This is a genomic window from Actinoplanes sp. NPDC023801 (assembly GCF_040639655.1).
Lineage (GTDB): Bacteria > Actinomycetota > Actinomycetes > Mycobacteriales > Micromonosporaceae > Actinoplanes.
Window position 1 is genome coordinate 49462 of record NZ_JBFAAI010000011.1, and the last position, 15317, is coordinate 64778.

Genomic DNA, 15317 nt, shown 5'->3' on the forward strand with positions numbered 1-15317 from the left:
GACGACCGGCCCGCCACCGCCGAGATGCCCCCGCCGCGCCGGGGCAACCCGCTGTGGGCGTTCCTGCGCAACTCCTGGCGGCAGCTCACCAGCATGCGCACGGCGCTCGTGCTGCTGTTCCTGCTCGCGGTGGCCGCGGTCCCGGGGTCGATCTTCCCGCAGCGCGGGGTCAACCGGGAGAACGTCGCCGAGTACTTCGCCGAGAACCCGGAACTGGCGCCGGCGCTGGACCGGTTCTTCGCCTTCGACGTGTACGCGTCACCGTGGTTCGCGGCGATCTACCTGCTGCTGTTCACCTCGTTGATCGGGTGCGTCCTGCCCCGGCTCCGTGATCATTTCCGGGCGCTCACGACCGTACCGCCGGATGCTCCGAAGCGGCTGGACCGCCTGCCGCAACATGATCAGGGACAGCAACGCCCGGAGGAACCCGCGGCCGTGGCCGCGGAGATCGCGAAGCGGCTGCGCGGCAGGCGGTTCCGCACCCGGGTGCGGGAGACGCCGGAGGGCTGGACGGTCTCGGCCGAGAAGGGCTATCTGAAGGAGACCGGCAACCTCCTCTTCCACATCGCGATGCTCGGGGTGCTGGTCGGCGTCGGGTTCGGGCACTGGTACGGCTGGCACGGCAACCGCCTGCTGGTCGAAGGCCCCGACCTGGGTTTCTGCAACAGCGTGACGCAGCACGACGAGTCGGTCCTCGGCCCTCGCGTCGATCCCTCCGACCTGCCGGACTTCTGCCTGCAGATGACCGCGTTCGAGGCCACGTTCCAGACCACCGGCGTGCCGAAGACGTTCCAGGCGACGGTGAACGTGAGCGAGGACGGCGGCGACCACTATCGGTCGGAGAAGTTCACCGTCAACGACCCGCTGCGGCTCGACGGCGCCACCGTGAACCTGCTCGGCCAGGGCTATGCGCCCGAGCTGCGGTTCACCGACCGGTTCGGCGCCCAGCAGACCAAGGTCGTCCCGTTCCTGCCGATCGACGGCATGCTGACCAGCGAGGGCGTCGTCCAGTACCCGGACGTCAACATCGACCCGGCGACCGGCAAGCGCGACCCGACGCTGCAGATGGGCTTCGAGGGCCTCTTCCTGCCGACCGGCGGCACCGACGGCAGCGCGCAGTCGAAGTTCCCGGCCGCTGACAACCCGGTCCTCTATCTGAGCGCCTACCGGGGTGACCTGGGACTGGACTCGGGCCGGCCGGGTTCGGTCTACGCCCTCGACCGTGAGCAGATCGCCGACGGTGACCTCAAGAAGATCAGCGGCGAGCGGCCGTACGTGCTGCGGCCGGGCGAGAAATGGACCCTGGACGACGGCAGCACGCTCGAGTTCGTCGACATCCGCCGGTTCGCCACCATCTCCATCCGGCACGACCCGACGAAGGTGTCGCTGCTCGTCGGTTCGGTGGTGGGACTGATCGGCCTGATGCTCTCGCTGTACGTGCACCGCCGCCGAGTCTGGTTCCGGGTTCTGCCGGTCGGCGGCGATCCGGCGGGCGGTAGCGTGATCGAAGCCGGTGGCCTGCCCCGCACCGACTATCCGGGGTTCGGCGATGAGTTCGCGGCACTCACCCGGCACGTCAAGGAAGGGACGCCCTGATGGCGGAGTTGTCCAATCAGCTTATGGCGCTGACCGTGCTGGCCTATCTGGCCGCCATGATCTGCTACGCCGGGGAGTACGCGTTCGGTAAGCGCAGCCACATCGGCAGGGCCGCCGACCGGCAGTTGATCGGCGCGGGCGGCCCGGCCACCTACGAGGAGGCCACCGAGGTCCGCAAGGAGTCGGCGCGCGGCGAGTGGGTCGGCCGTGCCGCGGTCGGGCTCAACCTGCTCGGCCTCGCCCTTCACCTCGGCACCACGGTCACCCGCGGTCTCGCCGCGGAGCGCATGCCGTGGGGCAACATGTACGAGTACATCCTGTCCACCGCGCTGATCGGCTCCGCGGTCTGGGCGGGTGTGCTGCTGCGTAAACCGGCCGTCCGGCACCTGGGCCTGTTCGCCTCGCTGAGCCTCGTGGTGATGCTCGGCGCGGCCGCCCTGGTCGCCTACACCCCGGTCGGTCCGCTGGTGCCGGCGCTGAACTCGTACTGGTACGTCTTCCACGTCTCGACGATCATCATCTCGTCCGGCATCTTCCTGGTCGGTGTGGTGCCGGCCGCCATGTTCCTGATCAAGAACGGGTGGGACGAGGGCCGGCGCAGCTTCCCGTACACGCTCGGCAGGCGGGTCGGCGAGGCCGGCACCCTGGAGCGGCTGACGTTCCGCCTGCACGCGTTCGCCTTCCCGCTGTTCACCTTCGGGGCGCTGATCGCCGGTCCGCTGTGGGCGGAGGCGTCCTGGGGCCGCTACTGGGGCTGGGACCCGAAGGAGGTGTGGGCGTTCATCTCCTGGATCGTCTACGCCGCCTACCTGCACGCCCGTGCCACCCCGAGCGTGAAGCGGAGCACCGCGACCTGGATCGCGATCGCCGGCTTCGTGACGATGCTGATGAACCTGTTCGGCGTGAACCTGTTCTTCGAGGGTCTGCACTCGTACGCCGACGCGGGCTAGCCGGCGCAGTCCCCGGCGGTCCACGTGTCGTAACGGGTCACCCAGTCCAGACAGAAACCGCCGCGGGCGGCCGCCCCGGTCTCGGTCGGGACGTCCTCGCGCCAGTACCGGGCCGGTCCGCCGCCGACCGGCCGCAGCTGCACGTTGTCCACGGTCACCTTGGGTACGTCGATCTTGGTCTGCCGGGTGGCGTCGACGTGCACCTCGACGTACTGCTCGATGCGGGCGCCGGCACCGAGCGGCAGACGCTGCTGGGTCAGCAGGTTCCACCGGTTGTTCCACCACAGCCAGGCCCGCCAGGTCCCGGTCCGGTCGGAGCCGATGTCCAGCCAGACCTGGTCGCCGGGGCGGACCGCGTACTGGTCGTAGAACTGCCACCGGTTGGTGTTCGTGTCGAAGGTGTAGACGTGCTGGCGGCCCGGCGAGGCCCAGCCGGTCTCCGCCCAGCCGGCCTCCAGCCAGGCGATCCGGCCGCCACCCAGGTCCCGCTTCGCCATGAACCGGCCGACCACGAAGTCGTACGTCTGTGGCCGGATCGAGCCGTCGACGACCGAGAACCGGCCGGACACCCCGCCCCAGTCGCCGCTGGTCCCGGCGCCGAGATGGTGGTACCCGCTCGGTGTGAAACCGGTCTTCGCCGACTCCAGCACGGGTTGATCGGCGCGGCAGGCGCGCGGGCTGTCCAGGGTCGCCGGACCGGTCGGCGGACGGGTCGACGCCGGGCCCGGCGTGCACTCCGGCAGCCCGATCTCGGTCGCGGCGACGTCCGGGGCGACGGCCAGCGCCGCGGCCAGACCGGTCAGCAGACACCATCGGGTCACGTTCCGGGGCTTCATGAAAGCCCCAACGGGAGTCCCGGATCTCCAGTGACGGACGCTGGTGCCAGACTGGGTGCCATGGCGCCGCGTGGATTCCCCTATGCCGATCTGCAGAGCTTCATCGCCGCCCTGGAGGCCGCCGGTGAGCTGCGCCGGGTCACCGTGCCGGTGGACCCGACGCTGGAGGTCAGTGAGATCGTGACCCGGACCGTGCGGGCCGGCGGTCCGGCGCTGCTCTTCGAGCGGCCCACGCGGGGCGAGATGCCCCTGGTGATCAACCTGTTCGGCACCGAGAAGCGGATGGCGATGGCGCTCGGCGTCGACCGTCTCGACGAGGTCGGCGAGCGGATCGGCGCGATCGCCAAGCCGGAGCTGCCGGTGGGCTGGTCCGGCATCCGCGAGAGTATCGGCAAGGTGCTGCAGCTCAAGTCGATGCCGCCGAAGAAGGTGAAGAGTGCCCCCTGCCAGGAGGTCATCCTCAGGGGCGACGAGGTCGACCTCGACAAGCTTCCGGGCCTGCAGGTCTGGCCGGGTGACGGCGGCATCTTCCACAACTTCGGGCTGACCCACACGAAGCATCCCGAGACAGGCAAGCGCAACCTCGGCCTCTACCGGCTGCAGCAGCACTCGAAGAACACGCTCGGCATGCACTGGCAGATCCACAAGGACTCCACGGCGCACCACGCGGTGGCGGAGCGGCGCGGCGAACGCCTTCCGGTCGCGGTCGCGATCGGATGCGACCCCGTGGTGACGTACGCCGCGAGCGCCCCGCTGCCCGGCGACATCGACGAGTATCTGTTCGCCGGCTTCCTCAAGGGCGAACGGATCGAGATGGTCGACTGCGTCTCCGTCCCGCTGCAGGTGCCGGCCGAGGCGCAGATCGTCCTGGAGGGCTACCTGGAGCCGGGCGAGCGCCTGCCGGAGGGCCCGTTCGGCGACCACACCGGCTACTACACGCCGGTCGAGCCGTTCCCGGTGCTGCACATCGAGACGATGACGATGCGCAAGAAGCCGGTCTACCACTCGATCGTCACGTCGAAGCCGCCGCAGGAGGACCACGGCCTGGGCAAGGCCACCGAGCGGATCTTCCTGCCACTCGCCAAGATCCTGATCCCGGACATCGTCGACTACGACATGCCGGCGGCCGGCGTTTTCCACAACTGCCTCATCGTCTCGATCCGCAAGCGGTACCCGAAGCACGCGCAGAAGGTGATGAACGCCATCTGGGGCGCCCACCTGCTGTCACTGGTCAAGCTGATCGTCGTCGTCGACGAGGACTGTGACGTCCACGACTACAACGACGTCGCGTTCCGGGCGTTCGGCAACGTCGACTACGCCCGTGACCTGCTGCTCACCGAGGGCCCCGTGGACCATCTGGACCACTCGTCCTATCAGCAGTTCTGGGGCGGCAAGGCGGGCGTCGACGCGACTCGTAAGCTGCCGACCGAGGGCTACACCCGGGGCTGGCCGGAGGAGATGACCATGTCGCCCGAGGTGGTCAGCCTGGTCGACAAACGGTGGAAGGAATACGGGCTGTGACAGCCATCGAGGAGAAGCCCGGCAAGATAAAGGCCTTCCTGCGCCTGGTCATGATCGAGCACTCGATCTTCGCGCTGCCGTTCGCCTATCTGTCCGCGCTGATCGCGATGGCCCAGCCTCTCGGTGACGTGACCACCGACGGCCGCGTGATCCAGGACCTGGAAACCGGCCCGATCAGCACCGGCGTGCACTGGATGGACCTGCTGCTGGTGACGATCGCCATGGTGTCCGGGCGGACCTTCGCGATGGCTGCGAACCGGATCCTGGACCGTAAGATCGATGCGCTGAATCCGCGGACGCAGAACCGGGAGCTGGTCACCGGCGCGGTGAGCCTGCGTACCGCCTGGACCGGCGCGGGCATCTCGCTGGTGCTCCTGATCGTCGCGGCCGGTCTGCTCAACCCGCTCTGCCTGTTGCTGTCGCCGCTGGCCGTGATCCCGCTGGTCGTCTACCCGTACGCCAAGCGCTTCACGAATTTCCCGCACTACGTGCTGGCGCTGGCGCAGGCGGTCGCCCCGGTCGGCGCGTGGCTGGCGGTCACCGGCACTTTCGCGGGTTCCTGGCCGGCCTGGGTGCTCGGCGTCGCGGTCGGCCTGTGGATCGGCGGGTTCGACATCATTTACGCCTGCCAGGACATCGACGTGGACCGGCGGATCGGCGTGCAGTCGACGCCGGCCCGGTTCGGCATACGGACCGCGTTGCACATCTCCACCGTCACCCACGTGGTCTCCTTCGCGCTCTTCGTCTGGTTCGGCCAGCTCGTCGGGCTCGGCCTGTTCTGGTGGATCGGCCTGCTGATCACCGGAGCCGGCCTGGTCTACCAGCACGTCGTGGTGACGCCGAGCGACCTATCCAAGATCAACAGGGCGTTCTTCACCGCGAACGGCTTCATCGCCATCGCGCTCTTCCTCTTCGCCCTGCTCGAGCTGATCGTCGATGGACGGTTCGTCCCGCTGTATTCCGTAGAATTGATGTAACCCTTTCCGCCACCGTCACCGTCTTATCCGCGTGAGCGATCGAGAGGCCGAGTTCCGCGAGTTCGTCGCGGCCCGGATGGAGCCGTTGCGCGGGCTCGCCTACCTCACGTGCGGGGACTGGCAGGTGGCCGAGGACGCCGTGCTGTCCGCCCTCGCGAAGCTCTACGTGAAATGGAGCCGGGTGGGCAACCCGGACGCGTACGCACGGACCGCCGTCGTGCGGGCCGCGATCGACGAGACCCGCCGCCCGTGGTGGCGCCGTGAGCAGGCGCGCAGCCACGCCATGCCGGACGCCCCGCTGCCCGACGACGCCACACACGCCGTCGACGAGCGCCTGCGGATGCGTGCCGCGCTGGACGGCCTGCCGACGCGGCAGCGCGCGGTGCTGGTGCTGCGGTTCCTGGAGGGGCTCAGTGTCCAGCAGACCGCGGAGGCGCTGCAGTGCCCGGAGGGCACTGTCAAGGTACACACGTCCCGTGGGCTCGACGCGATGCGCCAGATCCTGGGCCCGGAGCTGGAGGCTCATCATGAAGCCGCTGTCTGAGCTGCTGCAGGAGGCGAAGGCGGATGCGCCACCGCCTCGCTACGGCGTCGAGCAGGTGGTGGCGGCCGGGCGCCGGCGGCGGCGCCGCAGAAACACCGGGTGGACGATTGTGGCTGCGGCGGCCGTGGCTGCCGTAATCGGGGTGCCGCAATTCGTCACCCGGGCAGATGGGGGGCCGCCGGTGCTGCCGGCGGTCCCCTCGCCCGCCGTCTCAGGCCCGGCCTTCGCGTTCCGCGGCTACTCGGCGGGCGCCTACGAGGCGGCTGACGCGTCGTGGCTCTACCGCGACTACAGCGGCGCCCACGTATACCGGGCCGGAACCCGTGAGTCGGTGGCCCGGCTGGAGGTCTACCGTCCGGGTGTGGTGCCGGAGGACGGCGCCGAGCTGGGCTACCGGAAGGGCCGGCTCGATCGCGACGTCATGGTCTGGAAGTACACGGATGACGCCTACGCGGTTCTGACACCCGACGAGGGCAGTGGGCTCACCGAGGCGGACCTGCGCGCCCTGGCCGACCGGTTCCACCCGGGTGACGGGCGGGCGGTCCGGGTCGCCTACCGGGTCGGTCACGTACCGGCCGGCTATCGGATCATCGACGTCATCTCCCAGCCCGGCGCCGAAGTGAACGTGTCGAACGTGACCCTGCAGAATCCGGCGGGCGACGGCGTCGCCTTCCGGGTCGGTATGCAGCCCGGCCAGGCGATCGAGCCGGGTTGCGGCGAGAACAGCAACGGACTGGTGACCTACAACGAGGTGCCGGTACAGAACCCGATGTGTGTGATCCCGATGGCCGGCAACCGCTTCCTCCAGATCAACGGCGGCGGTCTGCCGCTGACCGAGGTACGCCGCATCTTCGAGTCCACCGTCGCGGACCGGGACCCGGCCGACGACGCCGCGTGGTACCCGGTGGATGAGGCGTTCCCCACCTCGGCGCGGTTCACCGTCGGCTAGCGGCACACTTGGTGTCATGCGCGAACCGTGGATCGTCGGCGTCTCCGGGGCCTCCGGGACCCCCTATGCCAAGGCGGTGCTGAGCGCCCTTCTGGACGCCGGTGAGTCCGTCGACCTGGTCGTTTCCCGTGCCGCCCGGCTCACGCTGCTGGACGAGACGGGCGCGACGGTACGGGACGCGCATTGGAAGGACGACGTGGCCGCCTGGCTGGGCCGGGATCTGGGCGATCTGGCCTACTGGCCCGCCGGGGACCTGGCCGCCGGCCCGAGCAGTGGCTCCTACCCGGCCCGCGGGATGGCCGTCGTGCCCGCGAGCACCGCGGCGTGCGCGGGGATCGCCATCGGGCTGTCGAAAGATCTCCTCCAGCGTTCGGCGGAGGTCAATCTCAAGGAACGGCGCCGGACAGTCGTCGTGCCCCGCGAGACGCCGGTCACCCGGAGTCACCTGGTGCACCTGATCGCCCTGCATGATGCCGGTGCGGTGGTACTGCCGGCCAGCCCCGGTTTCTATGGCTCCGGGGCCGGCGCGACAGCACAACAACTAGTCGATTTCGTGGCCGGAAAAGTACTGGACGCTTTGGGCGTACCGCACACACTTTTTCGCAGATGGACGGGCGAATTGGGTGAGAGGAACGCTTAACGCAGGCCGTTGGGCGGTCCGTAACCTTGCCCCGGGTTGGTGGGGCCGTTGTTACGGGGCTTGTTGGCGGCGTCGTCCTCGCGCATCTCCTCGATAACGCCATCGCCCTCTAGCAGCGCGCGAACTTCGGACTCACGGAATCGGCGGTGTCCACCGGGAGTACGGATACTGCCGATACGGCCGGCGGCGGCCCAGCGCGTGACCGTCTTAGGGTCGACGCGGAACAACGCGGCCACCTCGCCCGGTGTCAGCAGACGATCTCCAGTGTCCACAACCCCCTCCTCGGTTCGGTTTCTGGAGCGGCCGGTGGTCACGGTGAGTGTCGGCGTGCTCGATCGGGACGTAAAGTCATTAGAGCACCGCCCCTGAACCAAGTCCGTGAAATGCGGAAAAAGCCCCGATTGCGACAGTGGTCATTATCCTGCCCCCCATTCGCCGCTACCGGGCGTGAAGGTGGGAGCGCCACCCGATTAGGGTTTCAACCATGGACTCCATCGACCTCCGGCTGATCGACCTGCTACGGGAGAACGCACGCTCGTCGTACGCCGAACTGGCCCGCAAGGTCGGCCTCTCCGCCCCCGCCGTGCATGAGCGGGTGGGTAAGCTCGAGACCGCCGGAACCATCCGCGGGTACCGCGCCGACATCGACCACGAAGCGATCGGTCTGGGTGTGACGGCCCTGATCGGCATCATCGAGGACTCGGGCGCCGACACCGACGACGTCCTCGCCGCGGTCCGTGCCATGCCCGAGGTGGAGAGCTGCTATTTCATGGCCGGCGTCGAGTCTTATCAGCTCACCGTGCGCGTTGGCACGATCGCCGAACTGGAGCAGTTGATCGTGCGAATAAATCGGACACCGGGGGTCGCCTCGACCCGGACGGCGATCGCGCTCTCCACCAAGTGGGAGAACCGCCCGCAGCCCGGCCTGGGCTGAGGCCGCGGATGGACCTCACCAAGCTCGACCGCTCCGACAGCGTCTCCCGGGACTGGGCCCGCGAAGCGATCGCCCACGTGGAGGCGGACGCCAACCGCTCCGCCGACACCCACCTGCTGCCGTTCCCGCTGCCGGTCCCGTGGGGCATCGATCTGTACCTCAAGGACGAGTCGTCGCACCCCACCGGCTCGCTGAAGCACCGCCTGGCCCGGTCGCTGTTCCTGTACGCACTGTGCAACGGCTGGATCGGCCCGTCCACCACTGTCGTCGAGGCGTCGTCCGGCTCGACCGCGGTGAGCGAGGCCTACTTCGCGCGGATGCTGGGACTGCCGTTCATCGCCGTGATGCCGGCCGCCACCTCCCCGGAGAAGATCTCGCTGATCGAGTTCCAGGGTGGCCGATGTCACCTCGTGTCCGATCCGACCCAGGTGGTGCCGGAGGCCCGGAAACTCGCCGCCGACCTGGACGGGCACTTCATGGACCAGTTCACCTACGCCGAGCGGGCCACCGACTGGCGCGGCAACAACAACATCGCCGAGTCGATCCACAGCCAGCTGGCCCTGGAACGGCATCCGGTTCCGGCCTGGATCGTGATCGGGGCCGGCACCGGCGGCACCAGCGCCACCATCGGCCGCTATGCGCGCTACCGTCGCCTCGACACCAAGGTCTGCGTTGTCGATCCCGAGGGGTCAGCGTTCTGGCAGGCTTACCTCACCGGCGACTGGGCCACGGTCACCGGCCGTGGCTCGCGCATCGAAGGGATCGGCCGGCCACGCGTGGAACCGTCCTTCCTGCCCTCGGTCGTGGACCGCATGATCCAGGTGCCGGACGCGGCGTCGCTGGCGGCCATGCGGGCCGGCTCGGCCGTACTCGGCCGGCGGCTCGGCGGCTCGACCGGGACCAACCTGTGGGGCGCGTTCCGTCTGATCGCGGAGATGCGTGCGGCCGGGCGGACCGGATCGGTGGTGACGCTGATCTGTGACGGCGGCGAACGCTACGCCGACACGTACTACTCCGACGACTGGGTGGCCGCTCAGGGCCTGGAGATCGCCCCGTACGCGGGGGTGATTCGGCGATTCCTGGAAGGCGGGGATTGGCCGGGCTGACACACATCGACGTGCCGTGATTAGATCCGGCGCGTGGAGGAAGATCGACGATGGTCGGAATGGTGGGCGCGAGCGTTCGGCGCCCTCGGCGTCCTCCTGCTGGCACTGACCGCGGGACCGGTGTTCTGGCCGGACTCCGACCGGCCCGCGCCCGCGACCGCCGCCCCGGTCGAGGCGGCCGCCCCGGATCTGCCGACGCAGCTCGAACAGCGGGTCCGCGGCGTGCTCCAGGGTCAGATCGACGCCCTGCTGAACAGTGACGAGAAGGCATGGCTGGCCCCGGTCGACCCGAAGGTGCGCAGCCGTTACCGGGCCATCTACCGCAACCTGCGCGGCCTGGAGATCAGCCGGGCCGACTACGACGTGGAGGTCATGGCCCGCAGCACCGAGGCAACGGTGAGCACCAGAGTCACGCTCGGATACTGCCTCAGCGCCGCCCGGTGCCCCGCCTGGGACAGCCGCAGCGGGGCCGGCGCCCCGAAGGTCCTGTACGACCTGACGTTCACGCTTCGCCGCGGCGCCTACGTCGTCACGGCGATCGCCGACGTGAAGGACCGCAACTACCTGCAGCCGACCCCGTGGGAGAACACCGAGCTGCGTTTCGTCCGGGGCGACCGGGTGATCGTGGCCGGACCGCCCGGACAGGCCAAGAACCTGAACCGGGTGCTCACCGCCGCCGAGAAGGCCGCCACCGTGGTCGACCGGTTCACCACCGAACGGCCCGACCGCTACCGGATCTACCTGGCCGACGACAAGTCATGGAAACGCTGGTACGGCGGAAAGCTCTCGAAATGGGTCGTCGGCTATCACATCGCCCTCAACCAGACCGGCAGCGACATTATCCTGAAGGCCAGCGAGGTCCTCGACTCCAACCGCCAGCTCGGCCTCACCGTCCAGCACGAGATGGCGCACGCCGTCACCCTGGTGCCGTCCACCAACCAGGACCCGCAGAAGGACCTGTGGCTCATCGAGGGCATCGCCGAGTACATCGGGTCCACGGCCGAGCAGCCGCAACGCACCGAGAGCCGGTACGCCCTGCAGAACTGGACCCGCAAACACGGCGAGATCAAGTCGATCGTCCGCCCCGAGCTCACCGGTAAATCCGACGATCTGACGGTCGGCGCTCTTTACGCCACCGGCCACTACGCGGTCGGCTGCATGGCCGACCGGTACGGCCAGGCGCGGCTCCTCGACTTCGTCAAGCGAGTGCTCCAGCGTGGCGAGGAGCTCGACCCCGCCTCCCGCGCCGCCTTTGGCAAACCCTTCACCACCGTCGACAAGACCTGCGTCACCTGGATCAAGCAGCGGATCTGACCCGGCGCGCCAAACCCGGATAGTCCTCCACAAAACCGTCGGAGTCACAGGTCAGGTCCGTACTGAACGTCTCACTCGCGATCCGCACCCGGCTCTCGCCCAGCGGCGTGTAGATCTGATCCGCCTGCAGCACCTCGAGACTCGGCACCAGCACCCGGGCCACGCTCAGCCGGTGCGCGACGCCCGCCTCCGACGCGAGCAACCCCAGCCGCCGGACCGGCAGCGAGTTGAACAACGGAGACCTGCCCAGATCGGCGTCGAACGCCCCGTACAACAGATCAGGGTCGGCGCACCCGGGCAGGCCCGCACGCGCGTGGCCGGCCGCGACCAGAGCAGCATCCAGATCGCCCTGTTCCGAAGCGGTCACGCGCCAACGACCCGCCGCCAGCTCGAGCTGCACACCCCGGGCCCAGCCGGCACCCTCGGCCCGCACATTCAGCCGGGCCGTCACCCCGTCCGGCCCGGTCCCCACCTCGTACCGGCAGGCGAACGGAACCGGCGCGGCGGCCAAAACGGTCCCGCTCGCATACAGGCCGGCACGCTCCTCCAGCAGGACATGCTCGGCGCCGGGAGCGTCGGTACGTTCCCAGAACAGCACCTTGGGCAGCGGCATGTCGGTAACCTACCCGTTTCTGCCCGATCCCGCCGTTCCTGCCGGAAGATCAACCCCGGTGGGTCGGTCACCGCCGGCCTCGCCCGCCGTACCGGAGAAAGATTCCGGAAAGGGCTAAGCCCCGGCGCGCTCGATGCGGCCGGGGCTTCGATCAGTGGCTCAGTAGCTGCGAGCCGGGCGGGGTGTGCCGAAGCGGCCACCCGGACCCTCGCGGCGGTCGCTACGCGGGCCGTCGGCGCGGTGAGCGTCACGGCGAGGGCCGGCCGGCCGGTCGCCGAAACGGTCGCCGGCAGGACGGTCGCCTACCGGGCGGTCGCCTACCGGGCGGTCGCCGAAGGAGCGCTGCGGGCGGTCGCCGAACGAACGCTGCGGGCGGTCACCGCGGTCGCTGCCGTTCCGGTCACCGAACGAACGGTCACCGTACGGACGGTCGGAACGCTGACGGTCACCGGACGGCCGGTCACCGTACGAACGGTCCCCGGACGGCCGGTCGCCGAACGAACGCTGCGGGCGGTCGCCGTAGGAGCGGTCGCCGGACGGGCGGTCGCCGAACGAACGCTGCGGGCGGTCGCCGAATGTGCGCTCGTTGCGGTCACCGAAGGAGCGGTCGCCGGACGGGCGGTCGCCGAACGAACGCTGCGGCCGGTCGCCGTAGGAACGCTGCGGACGGTCACCGCGCGGGCGGTCACCGAAGCGACGGGAACCACCGGAACGCTCGCGACGGGCCTCCGGCTCCTCCACGACCGGGATACCACTGGGCTCGCGGGCACCGGTGATCTCGGCCAGCTTCTCGTCGCCCAGGCGGATGCGGGCCTCAGCCGGGAAGACCCCGGCCTTGGACAACATCGCCTGAGTGGTGCGGCGCTGCTTCGGCAGAACCAGCGTGACGACCGCGCCGGACTCGCCGGCCCGCGCCGTACGGCCGGCCCGGTGCAGGTAGTCCTTCGGGTCCTTCGGCGGGTCCACGTGCATGACCAGCGAGATGCCGTCGACGTGGATGCCACGCGCCGCCACGTCCGTGGCGACGAGGACGTTCGTCCGGCCTTCCTTGAACTCGGCGAGCGTACGGGTACGCACACGCTGAGTCTTGCCGCCGTGCAGGGCACCGGCCCGGACACCGACCGCCGCGAGCTGCTCGACCAGCCGGTCCACGCCCATCTGGGTGCGCGCGAACACGATGGTCTTGCCGTCCCGGTTCGCGATCCACGAGGTGATCGGGAACTTGTCCGGCGGCGGGATCAGCAGCATGTGGTGTTCCATGGTGGACACGCTGGCCTCGGCTGGAGCGGTCGAGTGCGTCACCGGGTCATGCATGAAGCGCTTGACCAGCGCGTCGACGTCACCGTCCAGAGTGGCCGAGAAGAGCAGGCGCTGCGCGTTCTCCGGCGTCTTGGCCAGCAGATCGGTGACCTCGGGCAGGAAGCCCATGTCGGCCATCTGGTCGGCCTCGTCGAGCACGGTGACCTCGACGTCGTCGAGCTTGCAGGCGCCACGCTCGATCAGGTCGGCGAGCCGGCCCGGAGTGGCGACGATCACCTCGACGCCGCGACGGAGCGCGTCCATCTGGCGGTCGTAGGGAACTCCGCCGACGGCGGTCTTCAGGAAGACGCCGACCGCACGGCCCACCGGCATGAGCGCGTCGGCGACCTGCATCGCCAGCTCACGGGTGGGAACCAGGATCAGGGCCTTCGGGTAGTGCGGGCGGGCCCGGCCACCCTGGGCGACGCGGGTGAGCACCGGCAGGCCGAAGGCGAGAGTCTTGCCCGAGCCGGTCTGGCCACGGCCCAGGACGTCCCGGCCGGCCAGCGCGTCCGGCACGGTCGCGGACTGGATCTCGAACGGGGTGTTGATGCCCTCGCGGCTCAGGACGCGGATGATCTCGGCCGGCAGACCGAGGTCGGCGAAGGTCTTCACCGGCGCGGCGGCGATCTCGGCCTCAGCCACGGCCTCCACCTCGACGACGGTGGTCTCGGGAGTTTCGTTTTCCGGGGTGTTGCTGTCGAAGACGGACGGGAACGTGCTGGACTCAGCGAAAGTGGTCAAGAGAACCTCTCTACGGGGGCGCATGCTCGCGAATGGCCCGCCGCGGTCTGTGACAACCGCTCGCTGAAATGCCCGCAAGAACGCCCGTGGCGTGCACCGGGTGGGCACGCCGCGTCAATAACTAACATCAGTGTACGGGTGAACATCGGAACCGCCGACCGCATTCCGGTCGGGTAGTGGGCCGGCTCACCCCAGTGCGCAACCGCGCAAGCTTAAAGGGTCGAGGCCCCGGTCGCCAAAACGCCGGAGCCGTGCCGCACTGTCGGACCTGCGTCAGTACGCCAGATCACACCTTCGACAGGCGTTGCCGAGCGCCCGCCGGTCAGCCCGTCAGGTTGCTCAGGAAGTCCGTGAAAGCGTCACCGGCTGTGAATACAAACACCAAACTCACCGTCACCAGCAGGCCCAGAACGACCAGCATCGCGATGACCACCTTGAGGTTGCTGCTTCGCTGGTCCACCGGGGCGTCATACCAGCCCTGGGCGAGGATGTGGCCGGTCAGCGAACCGGAGTTCTCCACCGGGTCCGAGACCGGCATCGTCATGTCGATCGCCGGATAACCGCCGGTGCTGTACACGGTGCCCTGGCCGCGTTGCTGCGGAACGCCGTCCGCGACCGGGCTGATCGGGGTGGTCGGTGGATTGCCGTACTGGGTCGGCTGCGGTGTTGCGGCAGAGACCGGCTGGGTCATCTCGATGTTCTCCGGCGACGACGGGTAACCCCGGTACGGCGTTCCACGAGGAGCGCTCTGCGGGGCCGGTGGCAGTCCTGCCGAGGCGGCACTGGGCGGCAGGGTGTAGCTGGGCAGACCGTTTCCGATCCTCGGGGACGGCGGAACAGGGCCGGGCGGCATGGGCCCGGGAACCGGACTCGGACTGGGACCTGGTGGAACCGGGCTGGGACCTGGACCCGGCGGTACTGGGCTGGGACCAGGGCCGGGCGGTACCGGGCTCGGCGGAACCGGCGTGGGCGGCACGGGGCCCGGCGGCACCGGAATCGGGCCCGGAGGGGCCGGGCTCGGGCTCGGACCCGGGGGCACGGGGTCCGGGCCGGGACCCGGGGGGACAGGCGTCGGGCCGGGGCCTGGCGGGACGGGGCTGGGGACCGGCTCCGGGGTGGGCGTCGGGATCGGCCTCGGCGGCAGGTCCGGTTCCGGCTCGGCCGGTTTCGGCGGAGTCGGGCGTGTCGGGATCGGCTGAGGCCTGGCCGGTTCGGGACCGTCAGGCGCCGGCGGGTCACCCGGCTCCGGTGCGCCGGGCTTCTTCGGACCGGCGGGCTCGGGCTTCCGAGGCTC

15 protein-coding genes are annotated in these 15317 nt (G+C 69.6%); 10 read left to right on the forward strand and 5 right to left on the reverse strand.

Features of this window, described 5'->3' with window-relative positions; translation table 11 throughout:
* The first annotated feature begins 24 nt into the window (after positions 1–24).
* Complete coding sequence (locus AB0G04_RS20725) at positions 25–1596, forward strand: cytochrome c biogenesis protein ResB (protein ID WP_360985393.1); 1572 nt, start codon at positions 25–27, stop codon at positions 1594–1596.
* Complete coding sequence (gene ccsB / locus AB0G04_RS20730) at positions 1596–2546, forward strand: c-type cytochrome biogenesis protein CcsB (protein WP_360984815.1); 951 nt, start codon at positions 1596–1598, stop codon at positions 2544–2546. Before AB0G04_RS20725 ends, ccsB begins: the two co-directional genes overlap by 1 nt.
* On the opposite strand, the gene AB0G04_RS20735 is transcribed toward ccsB, so the two are convergent.
* Positions 2543–3367, reverse strand: coding sequence for a hypothetical protein (locus tag AB0G04_RS20735; RefSeq protein ID WP_360984818.1), 825 nt, complete (start codon positions 3365–3367; stop codon positions 2543–2545). The two genes, ccsB and AB0G04_RS20735, sit on opposite strands and share 4 nt — an antisense overlap.
* A 75-nt stretch (positions 3368–3442) precedes the next feature.
* Between AB0G04_RS20735 and AB0G04_RS20740 the strand changes: the two genes are divergently transcribed.
* From AB0G04_RS20740 to AB0G04_RS20760, 5 genes are read left to right on the forward strand one after another with little or no spacing between them, the layout of a single operon-like run.
* A complete protein-coding gene (locus AB0G04_RS20740) occupies positions 3443–4903 on the forward strand; it encodes a menaquinone biosynthesis decarboxylase (RefSeq protein ID WP_360984821.1) in 1461 nt (486 codons plus the stop codon).
* Complete coding sequence (mqnP, locus tag AB0G04_RS20745; protein WP_360985396.1) at positions 4891–5880, forward strand: menaquinone biosynthesis prenyltransferase MqnP; 990 nt, start codon at positions 4891–4893, stop codon at positions 5878–5880. The genes AB0G04_RS20740 and mqnP overlap by 13 nt, the downstream gene beginning before the upstream one ends.
* Positions 5881–5911: 31 nt before the next feature.
* Positions 5912–6424: a SigE family RNA polymerase sigma factor gene (locus AB0G04_RS20750; protein ID WP_360984824.1), complete on the forward strand. Its 513-nt coding sequence runs from the start codon at positions 5912–5914 to the stop codon at positions 6422–6424.
* Positions 6408–7373 carry a hypothetical protein gene (locus tag AB0G04_RS20755; RefSeq protein WP_360984827.1) on the forward strand — a complete coding sequence of 322 codons (966 nt, stop codon included), beginning with the start codon at positions 6408–6410 and terminating at the stop codon, positions 7371–7373. Before AB0G04_RS20750 ends, AB0G04_RS20755 begins: the two co-directional genes overlap by 17 nt.
* Positions 7374–7389: 16 nt before the next feature.
* The gene (locus AB0G04_RS20760) at positions 7390–8013 is read left to right on the forward strand and encodes a UbiX family flavin prenyltransferase (protein ID WP_360984830.1); all 624 of its coding nucleotides are present in this window, start codon (positions 7390–7392) and stop codon (positions 8011–8013) included.
* On the opposite strand, the gene AB0G04_RS20765 is transcribed toward AB0G04_RS20760, so the two are convergent.
* Positions 8010–8285 carry a BldC family transcriptional regulator gene (locus AB0G04_RS20765; RefSeq protein WP_360984833.1) on the reverse strand — a complete coding sequence of 92 codons (276 nt, stop codon included), beginning with the start codon at positions 8283–8285 and terminating at the stop codon, positions 8010–8012. The genes AB0G04_RS20760 and AB0G04_RS20765 overlap by 4 nt on opposite strands.
* Positions 8286–8497: 212 nt before the next feature.
* Here AB0G04_RS20765 and AB0G04_RS20770 point away from each other — a divergent pair, with 212 nt between their 5' ends.
* From AB0G04_RS20770 to AB0G04_RS20780, 3 genes are read left to right on the forward strand one after another with little or no spacing between them, the layout of a single operon-like run.
* Positions 8498–8947, forward strand: coding sequence for an Lrp/AsnC family transcriptional regulator (locus AB0G04_RS20770; RefSeq protein WP_106329284.1), 450 nt, complete (start codon positions 8498–8500; stop codon positions 8945–8947).
* 8 nt (positions 8948–8955) lie between these two features.
* Complete coding sequence (locus tag AB0G04_RS20775) at positions 8956–10053, forward strand: PLP-dependent cysteine synthase family protein (RefSeq protein WP_360984836.1); 1098 nt, start codon at positions 8956–8958, stop codon at positions 10051–10053.
* 33 nt (positions 10054–10086) lie between these two features.
* Positions 10087–11367, forward strand: coding sequence for a hypothetical protein (locus AB0G04_RS20780; RefSeq protein WP_360984839.1), 1281 nt, complete (start codon positions 10087–10089; stop codon positions 11365–11367).
* On the opposite strand, the gene AB0G04_RS20785 is transcribed toward AB0G04_RS20780, so the two are convergent.
* From AB0G04_RS20785 to AB0G04_RS20795, 3 genes are all read right to left on the reverse strand, one after another.
* The gene (locus tag AB0G04_RS20785) at positions 11351–11980 is read right to left on the reverse strand and encodes a putative glycolipid-binding domain-containing protein (protein ID WP_360984842.1); all 630 of its coding nucleotides are present in this window, start codon (positions 11978–11980) and stop codon (positions 11351–11353) included. The genes AB0G04_RS20780 and AB0G04_RS20785 overlap by 17 nt on opposite strands.
* Positions 11981–12139: 159 nt before the next feature.
* Positions 12140–14023, reverse strand: coding sequence for a DEAD/DEAH box helicase (locus AB0G04_RS20790; protein WP_360984845.1), 1884 nt, complete (start codon positions 14021–14023; stop codon positions 12140–12142).
* Positions 14024–14345: 322 nt separating this feature from the next.
* Positions 14346–14714, reverse strand: coding sequence for a hypothetical protein (locus tag AB0G04_RS20795; protein ID WP_360984848.1), 369 nt, complete (start codon positions 14712–14714; stop codon positions 14346–14348).
* Positions 14715–15317: the final 603 nt, after the last annotated feature.